Annotated in this window: 22 protein-coding genes; 6 read left to right on the top strand and 16 right to left on the bottom strand. The window is 35.9% G+C overall.

All coding sequences use genetic code 11. The features are described 5' to 3' along the window. The first annotated feature begins 124 nt into the window (after positions 1–124). Positions 125–1,327, top strand: coding sequence for a threonine ammonia-lyase (gene ilvA / locus CAO17_RS02745; protein ID WP_085991296.1), 1,203 nt, complete (start codon positions 125–127; stop codon positions 1,325–1,327). 36 nt (positions 1,328–1,363) lie between these two features. Here the strand turns inward: ilvA and CAO17_RS02740 are convergent, their stop codons facing one another. Then, positions 1,364–1,990 carry an N-acetylmuramoyl-L-alanine amidase gene (locus CAO17_RS02740; RefSeq protein WP_218775523.1) on the bottom strand — a complete coding sequence of 209 codons (627 nt, stop codon included), beginning with the start codon at positions 1,988–1,990 and terminating at the stop codon, positions 1,364–1,366. A 293-nt stretch (positions 1,991–2,283) separates the two neighbouring features. Next, entirely contained in the window at positions 2,284–2,580 is a 297-nt protein-coding gene (locus tag CAO17_RS02735; protein WP_245831749.1) for a DNA-binding protein, read from the bottom strand. Between the two features lie 207 nt (positions 2,581–2,787). On the opposite strand from CAO17_RS02735, the gene hprK reads away from it, so the two are divergent. After that, on the top strand, positions 2,788–3,684 hold the full coding sequence (gene hprK / locus CAO17_RS02730; RefSeq protein WP_425435859.1) for an HPr(Ser) kinase/phosphatase: 897 nt from the start codon (positions 2,788–2,790) through the stop codon (positions 3,682–3,684). A gap of 344 nt (positions 3,685–4,028) precedes the next feature. On the opposite strand, the gene CAO17_RS02725 is transcribed toward hprK, so the two are convergent. Together CAO17_RS02725 and CAO17_RS02720 are read right to left on the bottom strand one after the other, a co-directional pair. Beyond that, positions 4,029–4,802, bottom strand: a complete 774-nt coding sequence (locus CAO17_RS02725) for an SDR family oxidoreductase (RefSeq protein WP_085991292.1) — start codon at positions 4,800–4,802, stop codon at positions 4,029–4,031. Positions 4,803–4,903: 101 nt separating this feature from the next. Next, on the bottom strand, positions 4,904–5,797 hold the full coding sequence (locus tag CAO17_RS02720) for an AEC family transporter (RefSeq protein WP_085991291.1): 894 nt from the start codon (positions 5,795–5,797) through the stop codon (positions 4,904–4,906). A gap of 386 nt (positions 5,798–6,183) precedes the next feature. Between CAO17_RS02720 and CAO17_RS02715 the strand changes: the two genes are divergently transcribed. Then, positions 6,184–7,503, top strand: coding sequence for a purine/pyrimidine permease (locus tag CAO17_RS02715; RefSeq protein WP_245831748.1), 1,320 nt, complete (start codon positions 6,184–6,186; stop codon positions 7,501–7,503). A gap of 333 nt (positions 7,504–7,836) precedes the next feature. Here CAO17_RS02715 and CAO17_RS02710 read toward each other — a convergent pair whose 3' ends face one another. From CAO17_RS02710 to CAO17_RS02700, 3 genes are all read right to left on the bottom strand, one after another. Next, positions 7,837–8,547 (bottom strand): MOSC domain-containing protein, encoded by a 711-nt coding sequence (locus CAO17_RS02710; protein WP_245831747.1) that lies wholly within the window; start codon positions 8,545–8,547, stop codon positions 7,837–7,839. Positions 8,548–8,606: 59 nt separating this feature from the next. Beyond that, positions 8,607–8,834: a YczI family protein gene (locus tag CAO17_RS02705; RefSeq protein ID WP_085991290.1), complete on the bottom strand. Its 228-nt coding sequence runs from the start codon at positions 8,832–8,834 to the stop codon at positions 8,607–8,609. A 191-nt stretch (positions 8,835–9,025) separates the two neighbouring features. Then, positions 9,026–10,021 (bottom strand): zinc-dependent alcohol dehydrogenase family protein, encoded by a 996-nt coding sequence (locus CAO17_RS02700; protein WP_085991289.1) that lies wholly within the window; start codon positions 10,019–10,021, stop codon positions 9,026–9,028. A gap of 483 nt (positions 10,022–10,504) precedes the next feature. Here CAO17_RS02700 and CAO17_RS02695 point away from each other — a divergent pair, with 483 nt between their 5' ends. Beyond that, positions 10,505–11,791, top strand: a complete 1,287-nt coding sequence (locus CAO17_RS02695) for a hemolysin family protein (protein WP_085991288.1) — start codon at positions 10,505–10,507, stop codon at positions 11,789–11,791. A 165-nt stretch (positions 11,792–11,956) separates the two neighbouring features. Here the strand turns inward: CAO17_RS02695 and CAO17_RS02690 are convergent, their stop codons facing one another. From CAO17_RS02690 to CAO17_RS02680, 3 genes are all read right to left on the bottom strand, one after another. Further along, the gene (locus CAO17_RS02690) at positions 11,957–12,139 is read right to left on the bottom strand and encodes a hypothetical protein (protein WP_085991287.1); all 183 of its coding nucleotides are present in this window, start codon (positions 12,137–12,139) and stop codon (positions 11,957–11,959) included. A gap of 21 nt (positions 12,140–12,160) precedes the next feature. Next, positions 12,161–12,772 carry a DedA family protein gene (locus CAO17_RS02685; RefSeq protein ID WP_085991286.1) on the bottom strand — a complete coding sequence of 204 codons (612 nt, stop codon included), beginning with the start codon at positions 12,770–12,772 and terminating at the stop codon, positions 12,161–12,163. A gap of 236 nt (positions 12,773–13,008) precedes the next feature. Beyond that, positions 13,009–13,242: a hypothetical protein gene (locus CAO17_RS02680; RefSeq protein WP_143833709.1), complete on the bottom strand. Its 234-nt coding sequence runs from the start codon at positions 13,240–13,242 to the stop codon at positions 13,009–13,011. Positions 13,243–13,418: 176 nt separating this feature from the next. Between CAO17_RS02680 and CAO17_RS02675 the strand changes: the two genes are divergently transcribed. Next, complete coding sequence (locus CAO17_RS02675) at positions 13,419–15,242, top strand: hypothetical protein (RefSeq protein ID WP_085991284.1); 1,824 nt, start codon at positions 13,419–13,421, stop codon at positions 15,240–15,242. Positions 15,243–15,563: 321 nt separating this feature from the next. Here CAO17_RS02675 and CAO17_RS02670 read toward each other — a convergent pair whose 3' ends face one another. After that, positions 15,564–16,001 (bottom strand): YuzC family spore coat inner layer protein, encoded by a 438-nt coding sequence (locus CAO17_RS02670; protein WP_085991283.1) that lies wholly within the window; start codon positions 15,999–16,001, stop codon positions 15,564–15,566. A 168-nt stretch (positions 16,002–16,169) separates the two neighbouring features. Next, on the bottom strand, positions 16,170–17,828 hold the full coding sequence (locus CAO17_RS02665; protein ID WP_085991282.1) for a ribonuclease J: 1,659 nt from the start codon (positions 17,826–17,828) through the stop codon (positions 16,170–16,172). Between the two features lie 243 nt (positions 17,829–18,071). On the opposite strand from CAO17_RS02665, the gene CAO17_RS02660 reads away from it, so the two are divergent. Further along, positions 18,072–18,896, top strand: coding sequence for an EcsC family protein (locus CAO17_RS02660; RefSeq protein WP_143833708.1), 825 nt, complete (start codon positions 18,072–18,074; stop codon positions 18,894–18,896). 166 nt (positions 18,897–19,062) lie between these two features. Here CAO17_RS02660 and CAO17_RS02655 read toward each other — a convergent pair whose 3' ends face one another. The 4 genes from CAO17_RS02655 to CAO17_RS02640 all read right to left on the bottom strand — a co-directional run bounded on the left by CAO17_RS02655 (position 19,063) and on the right by CAO17_RS02640 (position 21,550). Further along, on the bottom strand, positions 19,063–19,818 hold the full coding sequence (locus tag CAO17_RS02655) for an undecaprenyl pyrophosphate synthase (protein ID WP_085991280.1): 756 nt from the start codon (positions 19,816–19,818) through the stop codon (positions 19,063–19,065). A 173-nt stretch (positions 19,819–19,991) separates the two neighbouring features. After that, positions 19,992–20,219 carry a helix-turn-helix domain-containing protein gene (locus CAO17_RS02650; protein ID WP_085991279.1) on the bottom strand — a complete coding sequence of 76 codons (228 nt, stop codon included), beginning with the start codon at positions 20,217–20,219 and terminating at the stop codon, positions 19,992–19,994. Positions 20,220–20,229: 10 nt separating this feature from the next. Continuing rightward, positions 20,230–20,583: a DUF2975 domain-containing protein gene (locus CAO17_RS02645; protein ID WP_425435904.1), complete on the bottom strand. Its 354-nt coding sequence runs from the start codon at positions 20,581–20,583 to the stop codon at positions 20,230–20,232. Between the two features lie 433 nt (positions 20,584–21,016). Then, the gene (locus CAO17_RS02640; RefSeq protein WP_085991278.1) at positions 21,017–21,550 is read right to left on the bottom strand and encodes a hypothetical protein; all 534 of its coding nucleotides are present in this window, start codon (positions 21,548–21,550) and stop codon (positions 21,017–21,019) included. Between the last annotated feature and the right edge of the window lie 458 nt (positions 21,551–22,008).

The raw sequence follows: 22,008 nt of genomic DNA, 5'->3' as shown, positions 1-22,008 counted from the left end.
TTCCTGGTAATTCAAATAGTTTTCCAAATTTTACTGAGACAGATTATGTTTTCTTTGTGTATAATGCTTCTTCTTCCGCTAAAACTAGAAAAAGTGTTTTTTAGTACTTAGAGGGGTGAAACTTATGGTAGTTTCCTTACATGAAATTGAAAAAGCCCGTCAAAATTTACTGGGTGTCGTTCACCGAACTCCATTGGATTACTCGCGGACTTTTAGTGACTATGCTGGAAATGAGGTACATTTAAAGCTTGAGAATTTGCAGAAGACAGGGTCTTTTAAGGTCCGAGGTTCCTATAATAAAATGGGTTCCTTGGATAAAGCCGATTTAGAAAAGGGAGTGATCGCCGCTTCTGCTGGAAACCATGCACAAGGTGTAGCCTATGCGAGTTCAAGACTTGACATTCCTTGTACCATTGTCATGCCCTTAGGTGCCCCCTTAAGTAAAGTTCAAGCATCAAAGGATTATGGAGCAAACGTTGAATTAACTGGAAGCGTATTTGATGATGCACTGGATTATGCCTTAGATTTAAAGAAAAAAACAGGAGCTGCTTTTGTCCATGCGTTTGACGACGACGCGGTTATCAATGGACAAGGAACAATTGGACTAGAAATTTTAGAACAGCTGCCCACGATTGATACCATTGTATGTCCAGTGGGTGGTGGTGGATTAATTGCGGGAATTGCAGCAGCGGTGAAGGAAAAAAATCCAAGTATTAAAATATATGGAGTGGAGGCTGAGGCATGTCCGAGTATGGCACAATCACTTGCGAAAGAGGAAATTGTAAAGATAGATTCGATCCCTACCATGGCAGATGGAATTGCAGTTAAAAGACCTGGACAGCATACTTTTCACCTTGTTCAAAAATATGTAGATGGATTAGTCACAGTCGATGAAATGGAAATTGCTCGTACGATGCTTCTTTTACTAGAAAGGAATAAACTACTTGTAGAAGGTTCAGGTGCCGTTTCATTGGCAGCACTTTTATATAATAAATTACCAATTAAAAATAAAAAAGTAGTATCTATTATAAGTGGTGGTAATGTCGATGTAAGCTTTATATCAAGAATCATCCAGAGGGGAATGGTTGAAGCTGGCCGATTTATGCAATTTAATACCATTCTAAAAGACAAACCAGGAAATCTGGTGAAAATTTTACAGATAGTGACAAAGCTTCGAGGGAATATATTAGATGTTTCACAAAGCCATATTGGTGATAAGGTTTATCCAAGTTACGTGCAATTAACCCTATCCATTGAAACGAAAAATCACGAGCATATTCAAGAAATCTTAGATGCACTTAAACAACGGGGATATACGATTGAATAGAAAAAAGCGATATCGCATCTAATGATATCGCTTTAGTTATAATCCAATTCTAGACCAGTCAAACATGGAACCAGGGTCTACCTTCCTATTCACCGCATATTCATCATGACCAATAATATGATTTTTATCTCGAAGAATGTTTGAATTTCTAACCAAAATATCTTCAAGCAATTGACAAAGTGTATCGTATTGGGCATCGGTATATCCGATTTTACGTGGATCAATAAAATCATAAATAAAATCTGGTATCACTGTCCTCATTTCCGCTTTCGTTCCGATACCCATCAATTCAATCCCTATCGAAAAATCATTCAAACGATCTTTATATTTTGGAAATCCAGGCAATTCACCTTTACCAGCATGATAAGCCACTCTATTTTCAGGAATTAAACGATACACCTCCCCCTTTCTACCAATCATATAATGAACAGATACCCCATATTCAATGAAAATATCTAGGATTTCCTCGAACCGATATGGATCCCTAAATTTAGCCGCAGCATTACTTGTAAAATGAAGAACAACATGAGTAATGGGACTTTGCCTTGGCTCAGAGTATTCTTTTGGGAGCAGAACATTTTTAATTTGTATCTTTTCTAGATCATCGCTTGATGCTAGTATGCTTTCTGACTTAGATACTACCAATATGAATGATAATAGCATAATAAGTAGTATAACGATTAAAATCCTTTTAACTCCGTTTATCATTTGCATTTTCAAATTACTTATCCCAGTTTAAACCCATATTTTTTAGCATACTAGACCAGAGGTTAGTCAGAATGAATACCATTATCAAAAGAACCTCCCTAGTCATAATCAAATGATATTATATCCTGTTATTAAAAGATTATACGAAAACAGCTAGACGCTCACAGATGTGTAGCATGTTTCATTTCAGCTTGTCTTGCATTACTTCTTTCGTTGGCTCGACTCACACATTATTTCATTGAATAACATTATTCACTCCCGATTTCTAAAAGCCATCTACGTAATTTTTCCTTTGGGAAGTACACATTACCGTTTATGAAGATATGTGGTATATCCGAGTACTCCTGAGTCAGGGTCTTTGCATCTTGCTTTGATATCCCCATAAAGTAATGTACCTCATTCTCTTTAATAAGTTCGTGATCATCATCATCTGTAGCATGAACGAAACTCTTTGCATTTGGATTTTGAAAATTTTTCAAGCCATCTCCTATAAAATAACCCGCAATAGCAATTCCCAACCCTATCCATATTAAACTAAATCCCAACATCTTCCCTCCTCTATACTACGTTCTTTTATAAAAGTATATGTTTTCATGAGCTTTAATATGGGTGCCATATAGGAAATCTGCTCCATCCTATATATTGCCGAATGGTATAAAACATTTATTTCTTCACAAAACTCGCTATTTTTATCGTATAATTGGTTTAGACTATTACGTACAGGATGGAGTGTAAACAGCGTGAAATCGGTTATGGTTGAGAAGATAGTTCAGGAATTTTCATTGGAGGTTTTAACAGGGGAAAATCAATTACATCGCTCTATAACGAAGCCACAAACACATCGCCCAGGACTTGAGTTTATTGGCTATTTTGAATTTTTTCCAATGGAACGCGTCCAAATCCTTGGCCTAAAAGAAATTACATATTTACATAAATTAAGTGCAGAAGAGCGACAGTTGAGAATTGGTAATGTTGTTCAATACCACCCACCTTGCTTTATTGTGACAGCTGAACAGGAAGGACTTACCTATTTAAAACGATATTGTGCCAAAGAACATATCCCATTACTACGAACGAAGGAATCTACATCAGATTTTATTCCAAAGATTGATGGATATTTAACAAGGTCATTAGCTCCAGAAATCGCATTACACGGTGTTTGTTTGAATGTTTTTGGCATTGGCATCTTACTCCGTGGAGAATCTGGTGTCGGAAAAAGTGAATTGGCTCATACCTTGATTGGAAGAGGGCATCGATTGGTTGCAGATGATATGGTTGTATTGAAAAAACTTAGTCACAAAACTATTTTAGGGACCCATAATGAGAAAAATAAGGAATTCCTTGCACTACGAAGTGTTGGATTATTGAATGTAGTCCGAGTATACGGAAGAAAAGCATTCCAAGAAGAAACAAGAATTGCTTTAGATATTAAACTAACTAAATGGAAAGAAGATGCCTTGAATAATGATCTAGAGCTAGAAACAAGATACACGGATTACATGGGAGTTTCTGTTCCACATATCGAAATCCAACTTCAGCCAGGAAGAGATGTTGCAGGCTTAATTGAAGCAGCGGCCAATAACTGGTATTTAAAACAACAAGGCTACAGTGCAGCTGAAGAGTTCATGAACCGCATCAAATCCAACTGAGGCTTTTGTCAAATCCCTATATACTGGTGATTATAGAGATAACATCAACGGGAAGTGTCTGGCACTTCCCGTTGTTTTAAGAAAGGTTATTTTCCTTAGAGGATTAACTCCCTTAACTTCTCTGCGTGTTTCTTTGATGGAACATAAATTTTATAAGCAATCCGGCAGAAATATCCCCAATAACGGGATTAATTCCCGATTCCCTCCTTTTTTCGCCTCTCTATTTATATACCTGTGAGTCCAAACAAAAAACAGCCCATTGCTTAAAAAAATGGAGCTGCTGAGTACCTATTATGTAACTTACAACTTCCAAATCCTCTCTTCTCATACAGTATAAGTAGAAACTACAATGCCCTTACGTTTCCACCTTCTACTACTAACGTCTGGCCGGTAATATATGTATTTGCCCCAGATGCTAGGAACACAATGGCTTTTGCAAATTCCTCCGGCTCTCCGTAACGCCCCATAGGGATTTCACTTTCGTTAGCAAGTGATATGGATTGTTCACCTGAATTTTTCGTCAACTCACTGATTCGATCCGTTTTTATGACACCTGGACCAACTGTGTTAATGACAATATTATCTTCTCCTAGTTCTCTTGCCAATGTCTTCGAAAGACCGACAATGCCTGGACGCATTGTATTCGACAATACCAACCCATCTATACTTTGTTTGATAGATGAAGATGCAAGGTTGACAATGGCGCCGCGTTTTTGTCTTTGCATGTATGGAGCAACCGCACGAATGGTTCGGACAAAACTTAATAGATTTAATTCAAAGGCATGGTACCACTCTTCATCTGTCATATCTAGAAAACTTCCAGCTGGTGGTCCCCCTGCATTGTTCACTAAAACATCCACTGTCCCATTCCACGAAACTGCTTTTTCCACTAACTTCTGAATATCATTAGCATTCTTCATATCGCAAACAGCATAATCTATTTGCTGATTTCCAGTATTCTCTTTAATTTCAGCTACTGCCGTTTCTAATTGCTCCTTATTACGGCTACTAATTAAAACGTAAGCACCTTCTCTAGCAAACTCCATTGCGGAAGCTTTTCCTAATCCTTTACTTGCCGCCGTTACAATAACCGACTTCCCTTCTAAACCTAAATCCATTTTATACACTCCCTAATCTGAAAAATACTACTATTACAACTATTATAAGGTGTTAGAGAATGATTTCCAATAAAAAAGCCCCATCACAGAAAAGGGCTGCTCTAAATGACATTTAATAAAATAGTAATCGTTACAATACTAACCACCGTACCAATAAAGGTAATACTGGATACCAATTCCGGCTCCGTGTCAAATTCAATAGCGTACATCGTAGTGGTAGCAGCTGGTGGCATAGCAGAAATAATAATAAGAATTGCACCGATCAGTGGATCAATATCAAATAAAAAGACAAAAGCAAACGCAAATAGTGGAGCAATTAGCATTTTTAACACAACTGCCGAATAAATGACTTGCCAGTTCAACTTAATACCAGTAATCGATCCGAGCTGCATTCCTAACATAATCATCATAACTGGAATGGCTGCATCCCCGACCATTGTTAATGTTGAATGAATGGATTCAGATATATTGATATTCAAATATTGACAAATAAAGGCAAGTATCATGGCATAAGTTGTTGGCATCCTCATGATATTCTGTAACGCCCGCTTCACCCCACTTGAACTTCTAGAAGCATAATAAATACCAAAGAAATTATTTTGCAATCCTTGTACGACCATGATAAACACAGCGTACGGTAATGCAACCTGCCCCAAACTAAACAACACAACAGGAAGTCCATAATTACCAGAATTCATGAATCCTGTTGATAATATCGAAGCACTCTCGATATTTTGTGACCATTTAAAAATTTTTGCCAGAATTTTATTTAATAAGACCATGAAATAAAATAAGGCAAACATATAAATAACGATCATAAAATAAGAACTATTAAATTCCGCATCATATAAAGAAATAAAAACCAATGCTGGGGACAATATGTACAGGCTCACTGTCGATACGGATTTCACATCTAAAAAACGACATTTCTGCAAAACGAATCCTGAAGCAAAAACAATCATAATCGGTAAAATAACATTTAAAAATAAACTCATGATTACATCTCCATCTATGTTATGTTTTCACTCAATTTATAAAACTAATGAATAGTTTACCATAAATACTAGAATTGTAGATAACCTATCGAATGGATAAGTAGGATATAAATTAGAAAGAAAATTAACCTCATATCACAAGACCACTTAAAAATATATTTAACTTTAGATTTAATTATTGAGGTGATATTAACAAAATATTCTATATAATATAACTTTACGTTTCAACTTATCTATTATCCTACTATATATTGATGTGTTTTGAATACCTATCCTCTTTATACATTTTTCCTATAGAGGGTTGATACATTATTATTAATCAATGACTGAACTAGTGATAAAATAAGATAATACCTATAGTAAGTGTAGAAGTAGGAGGATGTTCATTGAATAAAGCAGAAGCAACCTTTACAACTACTGCAATGGAGACCATTCAGTGGTTTGTGTTTTTACTAGCTAGCTCTGTTGCCATCCCAATCGTTATCGGAGCTATTTTTGAAATGAATTTTATGGAAATATCCGGTTTAATGCAACGAAGTTTCTTTATCATAGGAATTGCTTCATTACTACAAGGATTAGTGGGGCACCGTCTCCCTATTGTAGAAGGCCCAGCTGGAATATGGATAAGTATTTTTTCTGTAATGGCCTTTTCGGGATTACAAGATGGTCGATCATTAACAGAGACACTACAATTACTAGAAACGACCATGATCGTAACGGGGATCTTTTTATTTTTATTTGGTGTTCTGAAGATTGCTCAGAAAATCTTACCTATTTTCACACCACTAGTAACAGGTACTTTCTTTTTACTATTAACCGTTCAACTGAGTGGAACGTTCTTACAGGGAATGCTTGGCTTACAAGGTGGTTCAAGCACAATACAACTAAATCAGGCAATGCTAGCATTCATTACACTTTTTATCATCCTTGGTTTATCAGCATTGGCTAAAGGTTGGTTAAAAAACTATGCCGTATTAATTGGAATTATCATCGGTTGGATTGCGTTTATCGCCTTTATTGGTTGGGAAGGAAATTTAGAAATAGATCAGTTATTTTCTGTTCCTGAACTGTTTGCTTTTGGCACTCCAACAATTAATCTGAGTGTTTTGCCAATATCCTTCATTACAGCCATTATAATTATATCTAATCTCGTTGCATCCATTGTTGCTGCAAACCAGATACTTGGAATTAAGCCTAAAGATAGAAATGCAGAAATGAATCGAGGTACAACTTTCTCAGGAATCAGTCATGGACTGTCAGGTATATTTTCAGGAATTGCCAATGTTCCTTTGGCAACTTCATCTGGTTTCATGGCGTTAACAGGACAAAAGCGAAAAATGCCATTTATTTATGCTACGATTCTATTAATTATCATTGCATTCTTCCCACCTATTATTTCAGTGATTTCTAGTATTCCGGCTCCTATAGCAAATGCAGCATTAATGGCCTCCTTTGTCCAGTTAGTAGGATTAGCCGTAAATAATTTAGCGTTGGAAAAACTAGATTCAAGAAAAGTAACCATTATCGGTGTTGCTTATTTAGTTGGAATGGGTACCATGTTCCTACCTACAGAAGTTTTCACTGAATTACCAGCCATCGTTCAAAATGTAATGAGCAACGGACTGTTAGTTGGTACAGCACTTGTTATTTTAATAGAGCAATTATGGCGCGATAGGGACGGTTCTCGTGATAAAGACAAAGATTAATAGTCTTGATTGACCTAATCATGAAAAGAGACTGGGACATAACTAAAGTATTTAATCCAAATCCAAACATTTCCTCACACTAGCGAAGGAAATATACGAAGACTCCTTAAAAATACAAACCAATTTTATGCGTGCGATGATTCGCTGCCGAAGCGTTCCTTGTCCTGCGGGATGAGAGGCCTAGGTGAGACACCGCAGTGCGTTAGCACGAAGGGGGCTCATCAGCCGCCCTAAGGTGCGCGAAGTATATTTCCGGAGCGGTTTTTATCCACCAATAACGTTCGTCTTTTGTTTAGAGTGAATACTTTTGTCCCAGTCTCTTTCACCCCCAACTTATCCTTTATTTGGTCCATAAACACGCTTCTCACTTGAAGAATCCTGCCCTACTAATCGCTTCGTTAGAGTTTTCTTCCAATTTGGGGCTAGAAGATCACAATCATGGAGTTCTTTAGCAAGCATTAAATCATCCTTTTTCTTATACATCACTTCATTACATTTCGCAATGGTCCATTGTTGATATGGTCGTTCTAGTAATGTTAACCCTATTTCCCCCTGAACAAATCCTTCCTTCAGTACGCGGAAATACCATCCTGTTCTTCCTGTATTTTGGATACGTAAAGCAAAATCCATCGTACGGAAACGGCGCGCAGGTTTCCAGCATGGTCTACGTGGTTGAGATACTTGGATAATAGAATCACCAAATTGATACGTATCCCCTATACACACGGTGTCCTCATCCATGTAGTTGACAGCTATATTCTCCCCCATTGCACCAATACCAATATCGTCTATATTCAGTTCCTTCTTCCAAACGTCATAATGCTTTATTGAATACGCAAAGACTGCCTTTTCCGGTCCACCATGGTTTTTCTTATCCGCTACTTCATCCCCTGTTAATCCCGTTTTACTAAGCCATACTTTATCATCTACACTATTTTTAAAAATACCGCTCTCCCATTGCCGATCCATTCGATTGGTAGCATTTGGATTTCCCACTTGTTTTACTTTTCCTATTAATAGTTTTTCAATGTATGGTTTACTCAAACTGATTCCCCCTTTATTTCATCAGCCTAAACATATGTAAAAGCACCTATCCATCTATTTTAATAAAATCCTTGATTAGATACAAAAAACACAAAAATAGATACAATTATTCCAAGCCAGCCATATCCTTTTCTTCCTTTTTGGAATTCTTCTAAGCCCATTACCAACATCATGAAGCTTACGAAAAGCATCGTAAATGGCTGATATTCAAGATTTTTTGTAATGAGACCATATGCTGAAATGAAAATAATAATAACTCCTAAAATAATTCTTAATACTTTTAGCAAATAAAATCATCCTTATTTCGCTGACTTCCTATGGTACAATCAATCAGTATGGAATAGTTTATCGTAATCATAAAGATAATGTGTGAAATAATCAATACTATCTGTTTCATTATCCTCATTTTTTGTTTTAAAAAAGCGACTGTTCCAACTGAACAATCGCATCATTTATGAACAAATCAAAAGTACTGTCCCTACCATTCATTTTTCAAAACAATCTTCCCTATTGCCTTATTGGATTCTAATAAAGTATGAGCTTCTGTTACTTGGTCAAAAGTAAAAATGTTTTCATCAACTAATGGCTGAATTTTTCCTTCTTCTACAAGTCTCGTTACTTCCCGTAATATTTTACCATGATCCTTTCTTTGCTCCTTATTAATAATCTTTAGAAGCATAAAGGTAATATGTAAGGACAATGATTTAGAATGAAGTACTGACAAATCATGTGTGGAACGTGCTGCGATTCCTAATACAGTCCCATAGGTTGCTACAGCTTGAAAAGATCGGTCAAGATTTTCGCCACCGACTGTATCAAACACTACGTTGAACCCCTTATTATCTGTATGTTCCTTTACATATTGCTCCACAGACTGCTCTCGGTAATTAATAACCTCATCTGCTCCCAGTTGCTTACCAATACTTAACTTTTCCTCAGAGGAAGCTGTTGTAAATACTTGCGCACCAGCTAGTTTTGCAAGTTGAATAGCAACATGACCTACTCCGCCTGCAGCTGCATGAACAAGCACTGTTTGTCCACTTTGTATATTTCCACGGTTATATAGTGCCTCCCATGCTGTAATGGTTACTAATGGAAGTGCCGCTGCTTGTATCATCGTTATATTTTTCGGCTTAGGAGCTAGTAGTTGGACGTCTGCAAGCATATATTCTGCAAGTGCACCAGCTGTTCCTTTAAAACCTCCTGCACAACCATAGACTTCATCACCGACTTTAAACTCGGTTACATCTTCTCCAACGTCCACGACAACTCCAGCCACATCACCGTGTAGTACTGCCGGAAAATCAGGTGCTACTGCGGCTACTGCACCACTACGAACCTTTGTATCAATGGGATTGACACTTGTTGCTTTTACTTGAATAACAACATGCCCTGGAATGACTTCTGGCTTAGGTACCTCAGCAATCTCAAAAACGGATGGTTCTCCAAAACTTTTAATAACTTGCGCTTTCATTTGTTATCACACTCCTCACATACCATTTTACATGAGGTGTCTCTAATTTTGAAATAATATAAATTTTCAAGAGAAATGTAAGTAATACCAGATATCACATGGATGTTAATGGATAAAATGAACCATCCTGCATGTCTAAAGTGGTAAATCAACTAGTTGATGAAGGAATTCCTTATTATGTTCTGTATTTTATTTCGACTAATCCACTATGTATTTACATCAATAAGCTTAGATTCATTTTTACTTTGGGTTTGTCCATGTAATTAATCATAGACTACATTCCATAATTTGATTATAATAATAGTAGGAAAGTGGGTGATTCACATGGGAAGGTAAAAATGAATAGGTGTTTAGAATATGTTTTTGATTCAAGCATGTATGTTTTACCTTGTTTGAATCATCATCGGAAAAATAGCATATAATCTTATTTAGAATAATGTGGAGGTGAAAACCCCTTGTATCTTAAGGATATAGGGGTGCTAATTGGATATTGTTAACCTGATGTTGGTTGCTATATTGATATTGCTTACGGCATTCTTTGTAGCAACCGAATTTTCTATTGTAAAGGTTCGTTCAACGAGAATTGAACAGTTGATTGAAGAGGGAAATAAAAGTGCAGTTTATGCAAAAAAATTGATTGATAATCTAGATGACTATCTTTCTGCCTGTCAGTTAGGAATAACGGTAACCGCCCTAGGTTTAGGGTGGTTGGGAGAACCTACTGTCGAACGTTTATTAAATCCCATCTTTCAAGAATTAGGGATTCATTCAACGGTCGCAAGTTTATTATCCTTTTTCATAGCTTTTATTCTAGTAACCTATTTGCATGTCGTTATTGGTGAATTGGCACCAAAGACAATTGCTATACAACAAGCTGAAAAAGTGACATTGCTCCTGGCTAGACCGCTTATCTTCTTCCATAAAATCATGTATCCATTCATTTGGCTACTAAATGGATCTGCACAATTACTCGTACGTTTGTTAGGATTTAAAGCAATAAAAGAGCATGAAGCAGCCCATTCTGAAGAAGAAGTGCGAATGATTGTAACGGACAGCTATAAAAATGGAGAAATTAATCTTACCGAAATGACGTATGTTAATAATATTTTTGAATTTGACGAAACCACGGTAAGAGAAATTATGGTTCCCCGTAATGAAATGGTGTGTTTCTTTAAGGAAGACAGTTTATCTAATCATACCGATATTATACGAAACACACAATTTACGAGATATCCTGTGGCAGATGGGGAAAAAGATAATATTCTTGGGGTTATCAACATAAAAGAGATTTTCACCAGTCAATTAGACGGAAATCAGTCAACAAACATTGAGAATTTAATCCGCCCAATCATTCATGTATCGGAGGCCACACCTATCAGGCAGCTTCTCTTGAAAATGCAAAAAGAACGTATTCACATGGCCATCGTTCATGATGAATATGGGGGAACGTCAGGAATTGTGACGGTAGAGGACATTCTTGAGGAAATAGTCGGTGATATTCGAGATGAATTTGATGAAGATGAACCACCTGAGATTGAGGAAATCAATGAAAATACGAAAGTAGTATCTGGGAAGTTACATTTAGATGATTTAAGTAAATTATTAGGCATTAATCTTCCAGATAATGATGTGGACACAATCGGAGGATGGATTTTCGCAACAGAATTGGATGCTAAAGTAGGAACTTCCATTATACATGATGGATACCAGTTCATTGTGGATGAAATGGATAAATATCAGGTCAAAAAAGTCAAAATTGTTGCAGATTAGGAACAAAAGTAAAAGCGCCCTTACAAGCTAAAGCTTAAGTGGTAAAGCTGGACGTGGCATAGCTTAATAAAAATGTATCCATAGCTGCAAATTTTATAATAACACTTAAAGGCAAACTATATTATTGTAAGTTTGCCTCTTATTTTATGATGATTTTTATACGAATTAAACGTCAAAAATAAACCTTCCAACTCCTTTAACTAACCAATAGATTATTCTGATGGGAAAAAGAATCAATTCAGGTGCCCAAAATAGGACATCTAAAATAAAGTCAAAAAAAGTGTAATCGCTCCTGCTTTTTCTACTTTTTCTCGTTTTTGCTTTCTTTCTACGCCACCATTCTTTCAATTTATCCTCTCCCCTTTTGCATTATTTCTTCTTTCTTCTTTTTTTAAAATATAGAAATACCAATACGATAAGAAGTATAAACAATACCACATAAATAACATTTGAGTATATGTCCATATAATTAACAATATCTTCCCAGGAGCTGCCGACGGATGCGCCAAGGTTCACCAGTACAATATTCCAAATAAAGGTTCCCAATGTTGTAAACAATAGAAATAAACCAACGTTCATATTGGACATACCAGCTGGAATAGAAATCAGACTCCTAATTAAAGGAATGAAGCGACAGAAGAAAACCGTCCATGGTCCATATTTATCAAACCAAGCATCCGCCTTATGTACGTCCTTTTTTGTAATACGAAGAACATGCCCCCATCTGTCTACTATTTTTTCCAATCTTTCTACATCCAGTTGAAGACCAATGATATAAAGAACAATAGCACCAACAACGGAACCTGCTGTTGCAGAAATAACCACACCAAATATACTTAGATTGGTCGTTGTTGTCATAAATCCTCCGAACGTTAAGATAACTTCAGATGGTATCGGAGGAAAGATATTTTCTAGTGCAATAAGGAACAATACCCCCATATAGCCAAATTCGTTCATGATATCAGTTATCCAAGTTTCCATGTTATTCCCCTTTAGTTATTATTTACTTTCTTTAGATGTTGACCATCATATAACAACCAATTTAATGTTGTCATAAAAGTAACTCCAATCATGTCTATGATTTCATCACTATAAATATTATGTTAAAATACAATAATTTGACCAAGTAACGTATATACAAATATTCAAAAATGCTTCATGAAGTTTACTCTCATCCTGCTCAAGATATTCACCTCCAACATGGAGAGTATCCAATACTAACAATAGGTATTAAAACAGGAATCAACAAAGCCAGACTTACTGCTCCTTGCCTGTTTCGTTAAAAATTTCATTACTCTTATGTACATATTAAAAAAAGTTAGCATGAAGTAAAAGCTGTAAATTAAGAATAAAATGGCAATCATATCTGCCCAACTTCTTCCATCTAAATGAATCATGGTATCCTCTTCATACCTATTTTTAATAGTATAACAAAAATTCTTCGTATCCATTACGATAATCTTTATCTCCGAAAACGGTAAAGCCAGCATTAGTAAATCATTTGTGTCGCTTTTCTCTCAATGAAACCATTTTTGCTACTAACATGCTAGAATAAAAGCGTAGTAAATAAATAACGACATGGAAAACAGGATAAACATAGCGGAATTATGATTAGGAGGTGTTGTCTATGCCAGATTGGTCTTATCATCCACTAAAAAAACTATTATTGGATAGAATGAGGACGATAACAAGCCGAGCATTTATTCATAAATCTATGAGTAGCCTTGCATCTATACCCGGTGGTAGGAGGCTTATTGGCTTTTTAGGACATATGAAGCCCCCACGAGTCATAGAAAAAGAGGTGAATCATGCTAGGTTTCCTTCCCCTATTGGGTTAGGTAGCCAAATTGATCCTAATTTATCAGGTATGAACGGTTTGCAAGAATTAGGCTTTGGATTCATAGAGATTGGACCAATTGTGTTGAACAAACCTAACAACCAAAGAGAACCAATAAGGGAAAACAATCATATTCTATTTTCTAATCATCAAGAAAAGGTTCCTCTTAAACTAGCTATTCAAAAATTAACAAACCTAACTATACGAATTCCCATATTTGCTAGAATAGATTCACAAATAAAAGGAAATGAATGGAACATAATTGTGCAACATTTAACACCTTTTGTGGACGCCTTTATCGGAACAAGTGGGCAAATACAGGACAATAGCGATATAAATTTGGAACGTACTTTTTATGTATCTTTTTCCGCTAATGAAATAAACGAAAAAACATTAGAAATGAAAAAATTAATACAACATAAATCTATTGATGGTATCGTCGTTTGTGCTCCCCGCCAAACAAGGGATAGTTACTGGCATGAAGACGGAAATGCAAATAAATCCCTTACCAAAGCGGTTAAACAAATTAAGAATCTCTCCCCTGAAGTGACAGTTATAACATCTGGAGGAGTCGAGACACCAGAGGATGCTTATACATTAGTTCGCAACGGTACCGATTTGCTTATGTTAACAGATGGGTATGTAAAAGCTGGACCAGGTTTACCAAAGCGAATTCATGAAAGATTATTATTTGAAAAAGTCCAACCTATCAAAAGTCACAATTGGCACTGGTCTTTTCTGTTTGGTCTTTCCATCCTAATTGGAGGAATTATTGCCTTATATTTTGCATTTACAAGTATTATTCTTCCCTATGATGAATCTTTTATCGGACTAACCAGAGCGGATATATTACAGGTAAATCCACTCATCTTAGCGTTTATGTCACATGATCGAATGGCATTAGCTGGTACGATGATTTCTGGAGGAATATTATATATCCAGCTTTCTCGACATGGATTAAAATATGGGATGCATTGGGCAAGGATTACTTTTCACAGTGCAGCAATCGTAGGGTTTCTCGGTATCTTTCTTTTTATCGGCTATGGTTACTTTGATTGGCTACATGGTTTATTTTGGCTTATCTTATTACCGATATATTATGTTAGTTTTAAGGAGGGTAAAAGAATAACAGGAACTCCATATTCCAGTCACGGAAAAAATGATTGGACATGGAAGTATGGGCTTTACGGGCAGCTCATGTTCATCATACTAGGATTTTTGATCATAGTAGGTGGAATTGTTATTTCCATTATTGGTGTATCCAACGTTTTTGTATCCACTGATTTGAGCTTCTTGTGCATGTCACCACAAATGCTAGATAGAATTAGTACTAACTTAATTCCTGTTATCGCACATGATCGAGCAGGATTTGGCAGTGCCCTTATAAGTGTTGGGTTGCTTGTACTAATGATTTCCTTATGGGGTTTTAGAAAAGGAGAACGTTGGATTTGGAATACACTATGTATAGGTGCTTTACCAGCTTTTTTAGCAGGGATTGGAACGCATTTTTATATCGGATATACAACCTTTATTCATTTACTTCCCGTTTACTTGTTAGTAATTTTTTATTTATTGGGATTAATATTTTCGTATCCTTTCTTAAAAAAGATCTAAAGTTCAAACTGCATACATCATGTGGACTTTTTCATGCAAGCGCTCCTTGCTTATTACCATTTCGTACACGTCATTTGGTTAGAGTAAACCTTATTATATAAAATAATATATCTAAAGTACGCATCAGTTTATCATCTAAGAACTGTTTTATAATACCAAAAACATAAAATTGGAATAAAGGAATATTTGTAAAGAAACCCTTCAGCATTTATGTAGCTGAAGGGTTTCAATATAACGTTTATTTAGTTATGCCCCATCCTCGTTTCTATTCCCCAGTAATCCATTGACTTCTCTACGTTCTTTTAAATGGTATGGAAGGTTTCACCACCTTAGTGCGATTAGTAGGTCACAACAGCCCCCTTCTACTTCCGAATTATCTAATATAATCCTAATAGCTGTCGGAGTGAAAGTAGTTTTAACATCAATGGTAATTCCTGTTGATAAAATTAATTCATTTACTCTCTCATGATTTGATTGTTGAGCTGCACTCGCAAGTTCTGTGGCAAACTCACGGTCCTCAGCTAACTTATCTATAAGTAAATCAGCCTGCCTCATTAGCTTACGGAATCTTTTCACAGAATCATCCAACCCTTGAATATTAACAGGTGGAAATTGGCTTTGCTGTCTTTCACTTTCCCACGGCTGAAAAGAGCCATTCGTGTGTGGGGGAACATATCCCACATACATAGGAACAGGTATCCTAGCCATTCCGTGCGGATAATAATATGGATAAGCCAAGTATGGATTAGAATAATACAAGAGAAGACCTCCCCAAATAATAAAATGAATCATACCGTATATCTTATGTGAGACAGCTTGGCAAGGAGATGACTTTGCGAAGAGTAAATCTCATTATTTCGTAGTAGTACAAGAAAAAATAGATCAACACTTTGAGTTATAAAGCATTGATCTATCCTATACTAACCTTTAAATTTCAATCAAGATAGGTACAATCATAGGTTCCTTCTTCGTACGTTCTTTGATATATTTCCTTACATATTTCTTGATTTGTTTTTTCTTTGCGTTCCAAGAAAATCGATTTGCTTCATGTAGCTCATGTATCGTTTCACGAATAATCCGGTTCATTTCTTTTCTTAGTTGAGGGAAATTACGATCTACAAATCCACGCGAAATTATTTCAGGTTCTGCAAGCATTTTCCCTTCTGGTTTACTCATAGGAAGAATAATCATTAACATACCATCCTCTGCAATATGCTTCCTATCCCGAAGCACGAATTCCATATTTCCCACGTCCACTCCGTCAACATACGTACTACCAGCAGTGACGGTTCTTGTTGAACGAGCTACGGAATGTTCAACATCAACAACATCACCATTTTTTAGGATAAATGTATTCTCTGGGTCTATCCCAACCGATTCTGCGAGCATTCGGTGATGATGTAGCATGCGATATTCCCCATGAATCGGAATAAAATAAGTTGGTTTCATAAGTGTAAGCATCAATTTTAGGTCTTCTTGATAGCCATGACCAGAAACATGCATACCGGAACTACTACCAGACCCATAAAGCACATGAGCACCTAATTGATATAAGTTATCTACAATGGTTGTAACATTCTTTTCATTTCCTGGGATGGGACCTGCTGCCAGAATGACCATATCTTCTGGTAAAATTTCTGCATCTCGGTAATTACCAGTAGAAAGGCGACTTAGTGCAGCCATTGGCTCTCCCTGGCTCCCCGTGCATACAATCGTAACCCTCTCCGGTGGGAATTCATTAATTTCTTTTGGTTCAATGAGCATTCCTTTTGGAACGGTTAAATACCCACGTTCCATCGCAACCCTTACAACATTCACCATCGACCTGCCAAGCAATGCTAGTTTTCTATTCGATTTATCCGATGCATCTATAACCTGCTGTACACGGCTAATATTAGAGGCAAAGGTAGAAACAATAATCTTCCGCTTCGCTTTTAGAAACATATTTTCTAAGTTTTCACCAATCATTTGTTCAGATGGTGTAAATCCCTTACGCTCTGCATTCGTACTTTCGGATAGGAGAAGAAGCACTCCTCTACTTCCTATTTCCGCCATTTTATTAATATCCGGGCGTTCCCCATTGGCAGGATTCAAATCAAACTTAAAGTCTCCCGTATGTACAATCGTTCCTTCAGGAGTATCAAAGACGATTCCTAAGCAATCCGGAATACTATGATTGACCTGAAAAAAACTAATCTCCATTTCACCAATCTGTAATTTAGAGTCGGAATGGATTTCATACAGTTCGCTTTCCCTTAACAATCGATGTTCTTTTAACTTCAATTCAATGATTCCTAGTGTAAATCTTGTAGCATACACGGGTATATTAAGTTGTTTTAAAAAATAAGGGATTCCACCAATATGATCTTCATGACCATGAGTGACTAGTAATGCACGCACTTTATCTTGTTTCTCTACAAGATAAGAAATATCAGGAATAATTAAATCAATACCTAATAAGCTCTCATCTGGGAACTTATTTCCACAATCAACAAGTACAATATCGTTTTCACTTTCAATGGCATACATATTCTTTCCAATTTCATTTAAACCGCCAAGGGCAAAGACTGATACATTTGAATTCATATTCATACCCTCCCACTAAAAATATAATTTAGTATGCCCTTGGATTTCGTTTTTATTTGTATTTGGGTCTGATTATTTGGTATAACTCTTTCCCGCTTTACATCCAGACCTTTTTATTGGAACCATGGCCCCCCTTGATGACGTCCAATATGGAAAAATTAATCTCATATGGTATATTGAATAATCATATAAAAACATACTATTACGAGGAAATAATAATGAAGCATAATAGGAGTAGATAACGTGACAACATTTGAATCACGAGACTTTTTAATAGAAGAGCTAAGAAAGATTGAGGATTGGGAGAATGACCAAAAAGATTTGTGGTTTTGGGAAAAGCTTGGAAGATTACCCTTTGCATTGCTTGATAGAGTAACACCCAAATTCGCTCAAGACAAAATTGGAACCATCATTGATGAGTTAGGTAAGTACATTCATACAGGTGGCGACTATTTAGTGAAAGAGGAAACCGTGTTAAAGAAATTTAAACAAAAGGGATTCACCCCGAAAAGTGAACCATTCACTTTACGTGATGTTCAAGATATTCCTTTGGGCAAAATGGATGAAATTGCTAATGTAATTCGAACTTCTAATACGAAACTAGCAACCGTTCAAGGGGCTACAACTGGGATTGGTGGTATTCTTACACTTTCCATCGATATTCCATTCCTAATCGGATTATCCCTAAAGGTACTTCAAGAAATTGCTATAAGTTATGGATACGATCCAAATGATAAAGCGGAAAGAGTATTCATTGTTAAATGTCTTCAATTCACATCCTCCGATATTGTGGGCAAGAAAGCCATCCTTGAAGACCTTTCTTCTTTTCAGACAGAAAATCAAAAAAAGCAAATGCTATCTCAATTGCAAGGCTGGCGTGAGGTAATTTTTACGTATCGGGATAATTTCGGGTGGAAAAAACTGTTTCAAATGGTTCCGATTGCGGGCATCATTTTTGGTGCATTCCTAAACAGGTCCATGGTAGGAGATGTAGCGGAAGCTGGGATAATGCTATATCGTAAACGCCGCATATTAGAACGAATGAATCCATCCGAGACGTCTTTCTAGGGGTTTGCAAAAAATAATTCAACTATACTTCATTGATAAATGAATAGTATAGTTGAGCTTTTTATTACTATTTTGAGTTCATTTTTATGCCATAAAATATACAATTTAGAAGGAAGCGTTCAGAAAAGGAATTTATTCACTATTCTGAGCGCTATGCAATAATAAACTATAATCCACCATACCTTCTCTGTCGTTGTTGATATTCTTTCAGTGCGTTTAGAAATTCCTCCTCAGAGAAATCTGGCCACAGTACATCCGTAAACCAAAATTCTGTATAGGCCAGCTGCCAGAGTAGGAAATTGCTCAGGCGTTTTTCTCCACCGGTCCGAATGAGTAAGTCAGGGTCTGGCAGATTAGCTGTATACAAATATCTTGAAAACTGCTGTTCATCCACTTCATCTAGTGACAGTTTCCCATCATGAATATCCCTGACCATTTCCTTCATGGTATTCAGAATCTCATTTCTGCTTCCATAGTTGAGTGCAAAATTTAACTGAAGACCATCATTATCCCGGGTACGGTCGATTGCATACTGAACGGCTTCAATTGTATGATGAGGAAGATTTTCCATATCACCGATTGCATCAATACGTACATTATTGGCTATAAGTTCTGGCAGATAAATATGTAAAAACTCTTTGGGAAGCCTTAATATAAAATCTATCTCAGACTTTGGTCGTTTCCAGTTTTCCGTGGAAAACGCATATAATGTCAGAACCTTTACTTTATATTTGACTGCCGCCTTAACAATATTCATGACGGTAGATACTCCTTCTTTATGTCCAGCAATTCTGGGCATCCCCCGCTTTTTGGCCCACCGTCCGTTTCCGTCCATGACTATAGCTATATGGTCTGCTATATTTTCATCGTGATAAAGAGATGGTTCCTCCGATTTTTTATTTTTGAAAAAAGGAATGTTCATACATTATCTGTCCTCTCAACATGTTATTGTTAATTTTCCAATCATCCTCTGCACATGGTTTTCGAATACATATGATGATTGGATACTTTATATTTTAAAATTAATGTAAGCACACTAATCTTGAATCTCTTTTTATATCTATTTTCTTTCCATTCAAAATCAATCTTTTCGCATTATGATTCTTGATATGTTTCATCATCACTTTTGTATTCCAAAATATCTCCTGGTTGGCAATCCAACGCCTTACATATTGCTTCTAAAGTGGAAAATCGAATAGCTTTCCCCTTTCCATTTTTCAATATAGAAATGTTAGCCAGCGTGATTCCAACCTTATCCGAAAGTTCTGTTACACTCATTTTCCTTTTAGCTAACATGACATCAATATTAATTATAATCGCCATCAAATTCACCTCAGACCGTTAAACCGTTTTCTGATTTTATATCAATTGCTTCTTGTAAAAGTTTATGGAGAACAGCAGCGAAAACAGCTATAACTATCGAAGCAAACACCGAAACCATTCCGACTATAATGAGACTTGGTGCATCATCCCACTCTTCTATAAGATAGACTAGTGGTAGACCCACCACATACAAACAACTGATTAATATAGCACAGTGTTTTATTTTCTTCAGAGCCCTTACAAAGATTTCTGAGAATGCACGATTCTTGTCAATATAACTTAACAATTTGAACGCTTGGTACAATGCAATATAAAACAGTATCGTCGATATATACATAACAAACAAAATTCCAAAATACCACATATGCCAAGTCTGACCCACTTGCCGCTTGCTCAAAAGCTTCATTTGCTATCCGAGGCAATAAAAATATGTCCAAAGTAAAAACTGGGATTCCCATAAGTATAACAGCAATTTTTTAAAAAAGGGGTGATCCTCGTTTCATCAAAAACACCTTACTTCAAGATATTCATTTTTGATTTTAATACACTTTTTATTGTTTTTCAATAAAAAAATTACTATATTCAATACTATTTTGTTGTTTTAATTTTCATTACAAAAAAATACGTTTAGAGATAAATGATCTCTAAACGTATTATAAAATACCCCTTTTATAGCTCTAAGTGAATAAATAGCTTGCTAGAAGACGTATTTTCAAAACCTCTTTTCAAGGTTTTAAGCAGAGTATACATAATATGTATGCCTATCTATAACACACTTTTGTCTGCAAGGAACTTCTTTATAATCTAACTTTATTACCTAGTGATTGTTGGTTAATCTGATTTTGTTCAAATTCTCTCAGCGATGCTTCAGTTCCAAATGGTATTGTTTCCTTCAGTTCCTCAAGGTTGTATTTCGAATTAGTTTGTCTTCCCAATGTCTTATATCTTATTTCAAATTCTTCTTGGAATTCAAGTTCCTTTGTTTCTGAAGGTGACTGTTTCATGCCAGATATCCATGTTTCGAAATCATTCATTCCTCTATCAACAATACCGCATAGGTCTTCCAATGACTGAGTCAACTCCATCAAACAATCTAGTCCATTTCGTAAAATAATTCCTTTTTTCTTAGCTTTTTCAACAGAGTGTTCAAGCTTGTAAAAGTTCTCATTGTAATGAAATTCAACATAGCAACTAGTACGATCCCAATTGAAATTGTAATCTTGAACCTTTAAGCTTTTCATAACACCAGTAAGTTTTCTTTCATACAAGCTTTGCTCATCATTTGGCATCAATTTTAATAAATTTTTTGTAAGAAAATTTTTCTTGAGCATATCATTCACCTTCCTTGTAGACATTAATCTTATATTAATAAATTTCTACAAAGTAAAGAAAATTCCTTTAGTAATCGTTTTACATTTATCGACTATTTTTTCAGAATAGGCAAAATAAACGAGTCGCCAATATATTGTTTCATTTCTTCTCCTCCTGCCTTAAATAAGAATACCATGAGAAGAAACAAAATAGTTTTAAATAATGCTAAACATTTATGTTTTTAAATTGTATATCAAAAATTCATACTAAAGCCAAAAAGCAACAGTCTTTTTCTGCAATTGTTGCTTGTCTGGCACTTTTTCATTTTTGACTATCCAAATGATTATGCTCAAATTAATGTCCAATAAAAATCATCTCTTTTACTCATTCTCCTGCTTTAAATAGTTATAGATAAAGAGCCATTGGATAAGAGGAGAATCATTATAGGAAGTCTGATTAACGTCCTCACAAGTAGATT

It is taken from the genome of Oceanobacillus senegalensis (assembly GCF_900176885.1).
Lineage (GTDB): Bacteria > Bacillota > Bacilli > Bacillales > Amphibacillaceae > Oceanobacillus > Oceanobacillus senegalensis.
This window is presented reverse-complemented; position numbering and strand designations above follow the sequence as displayed.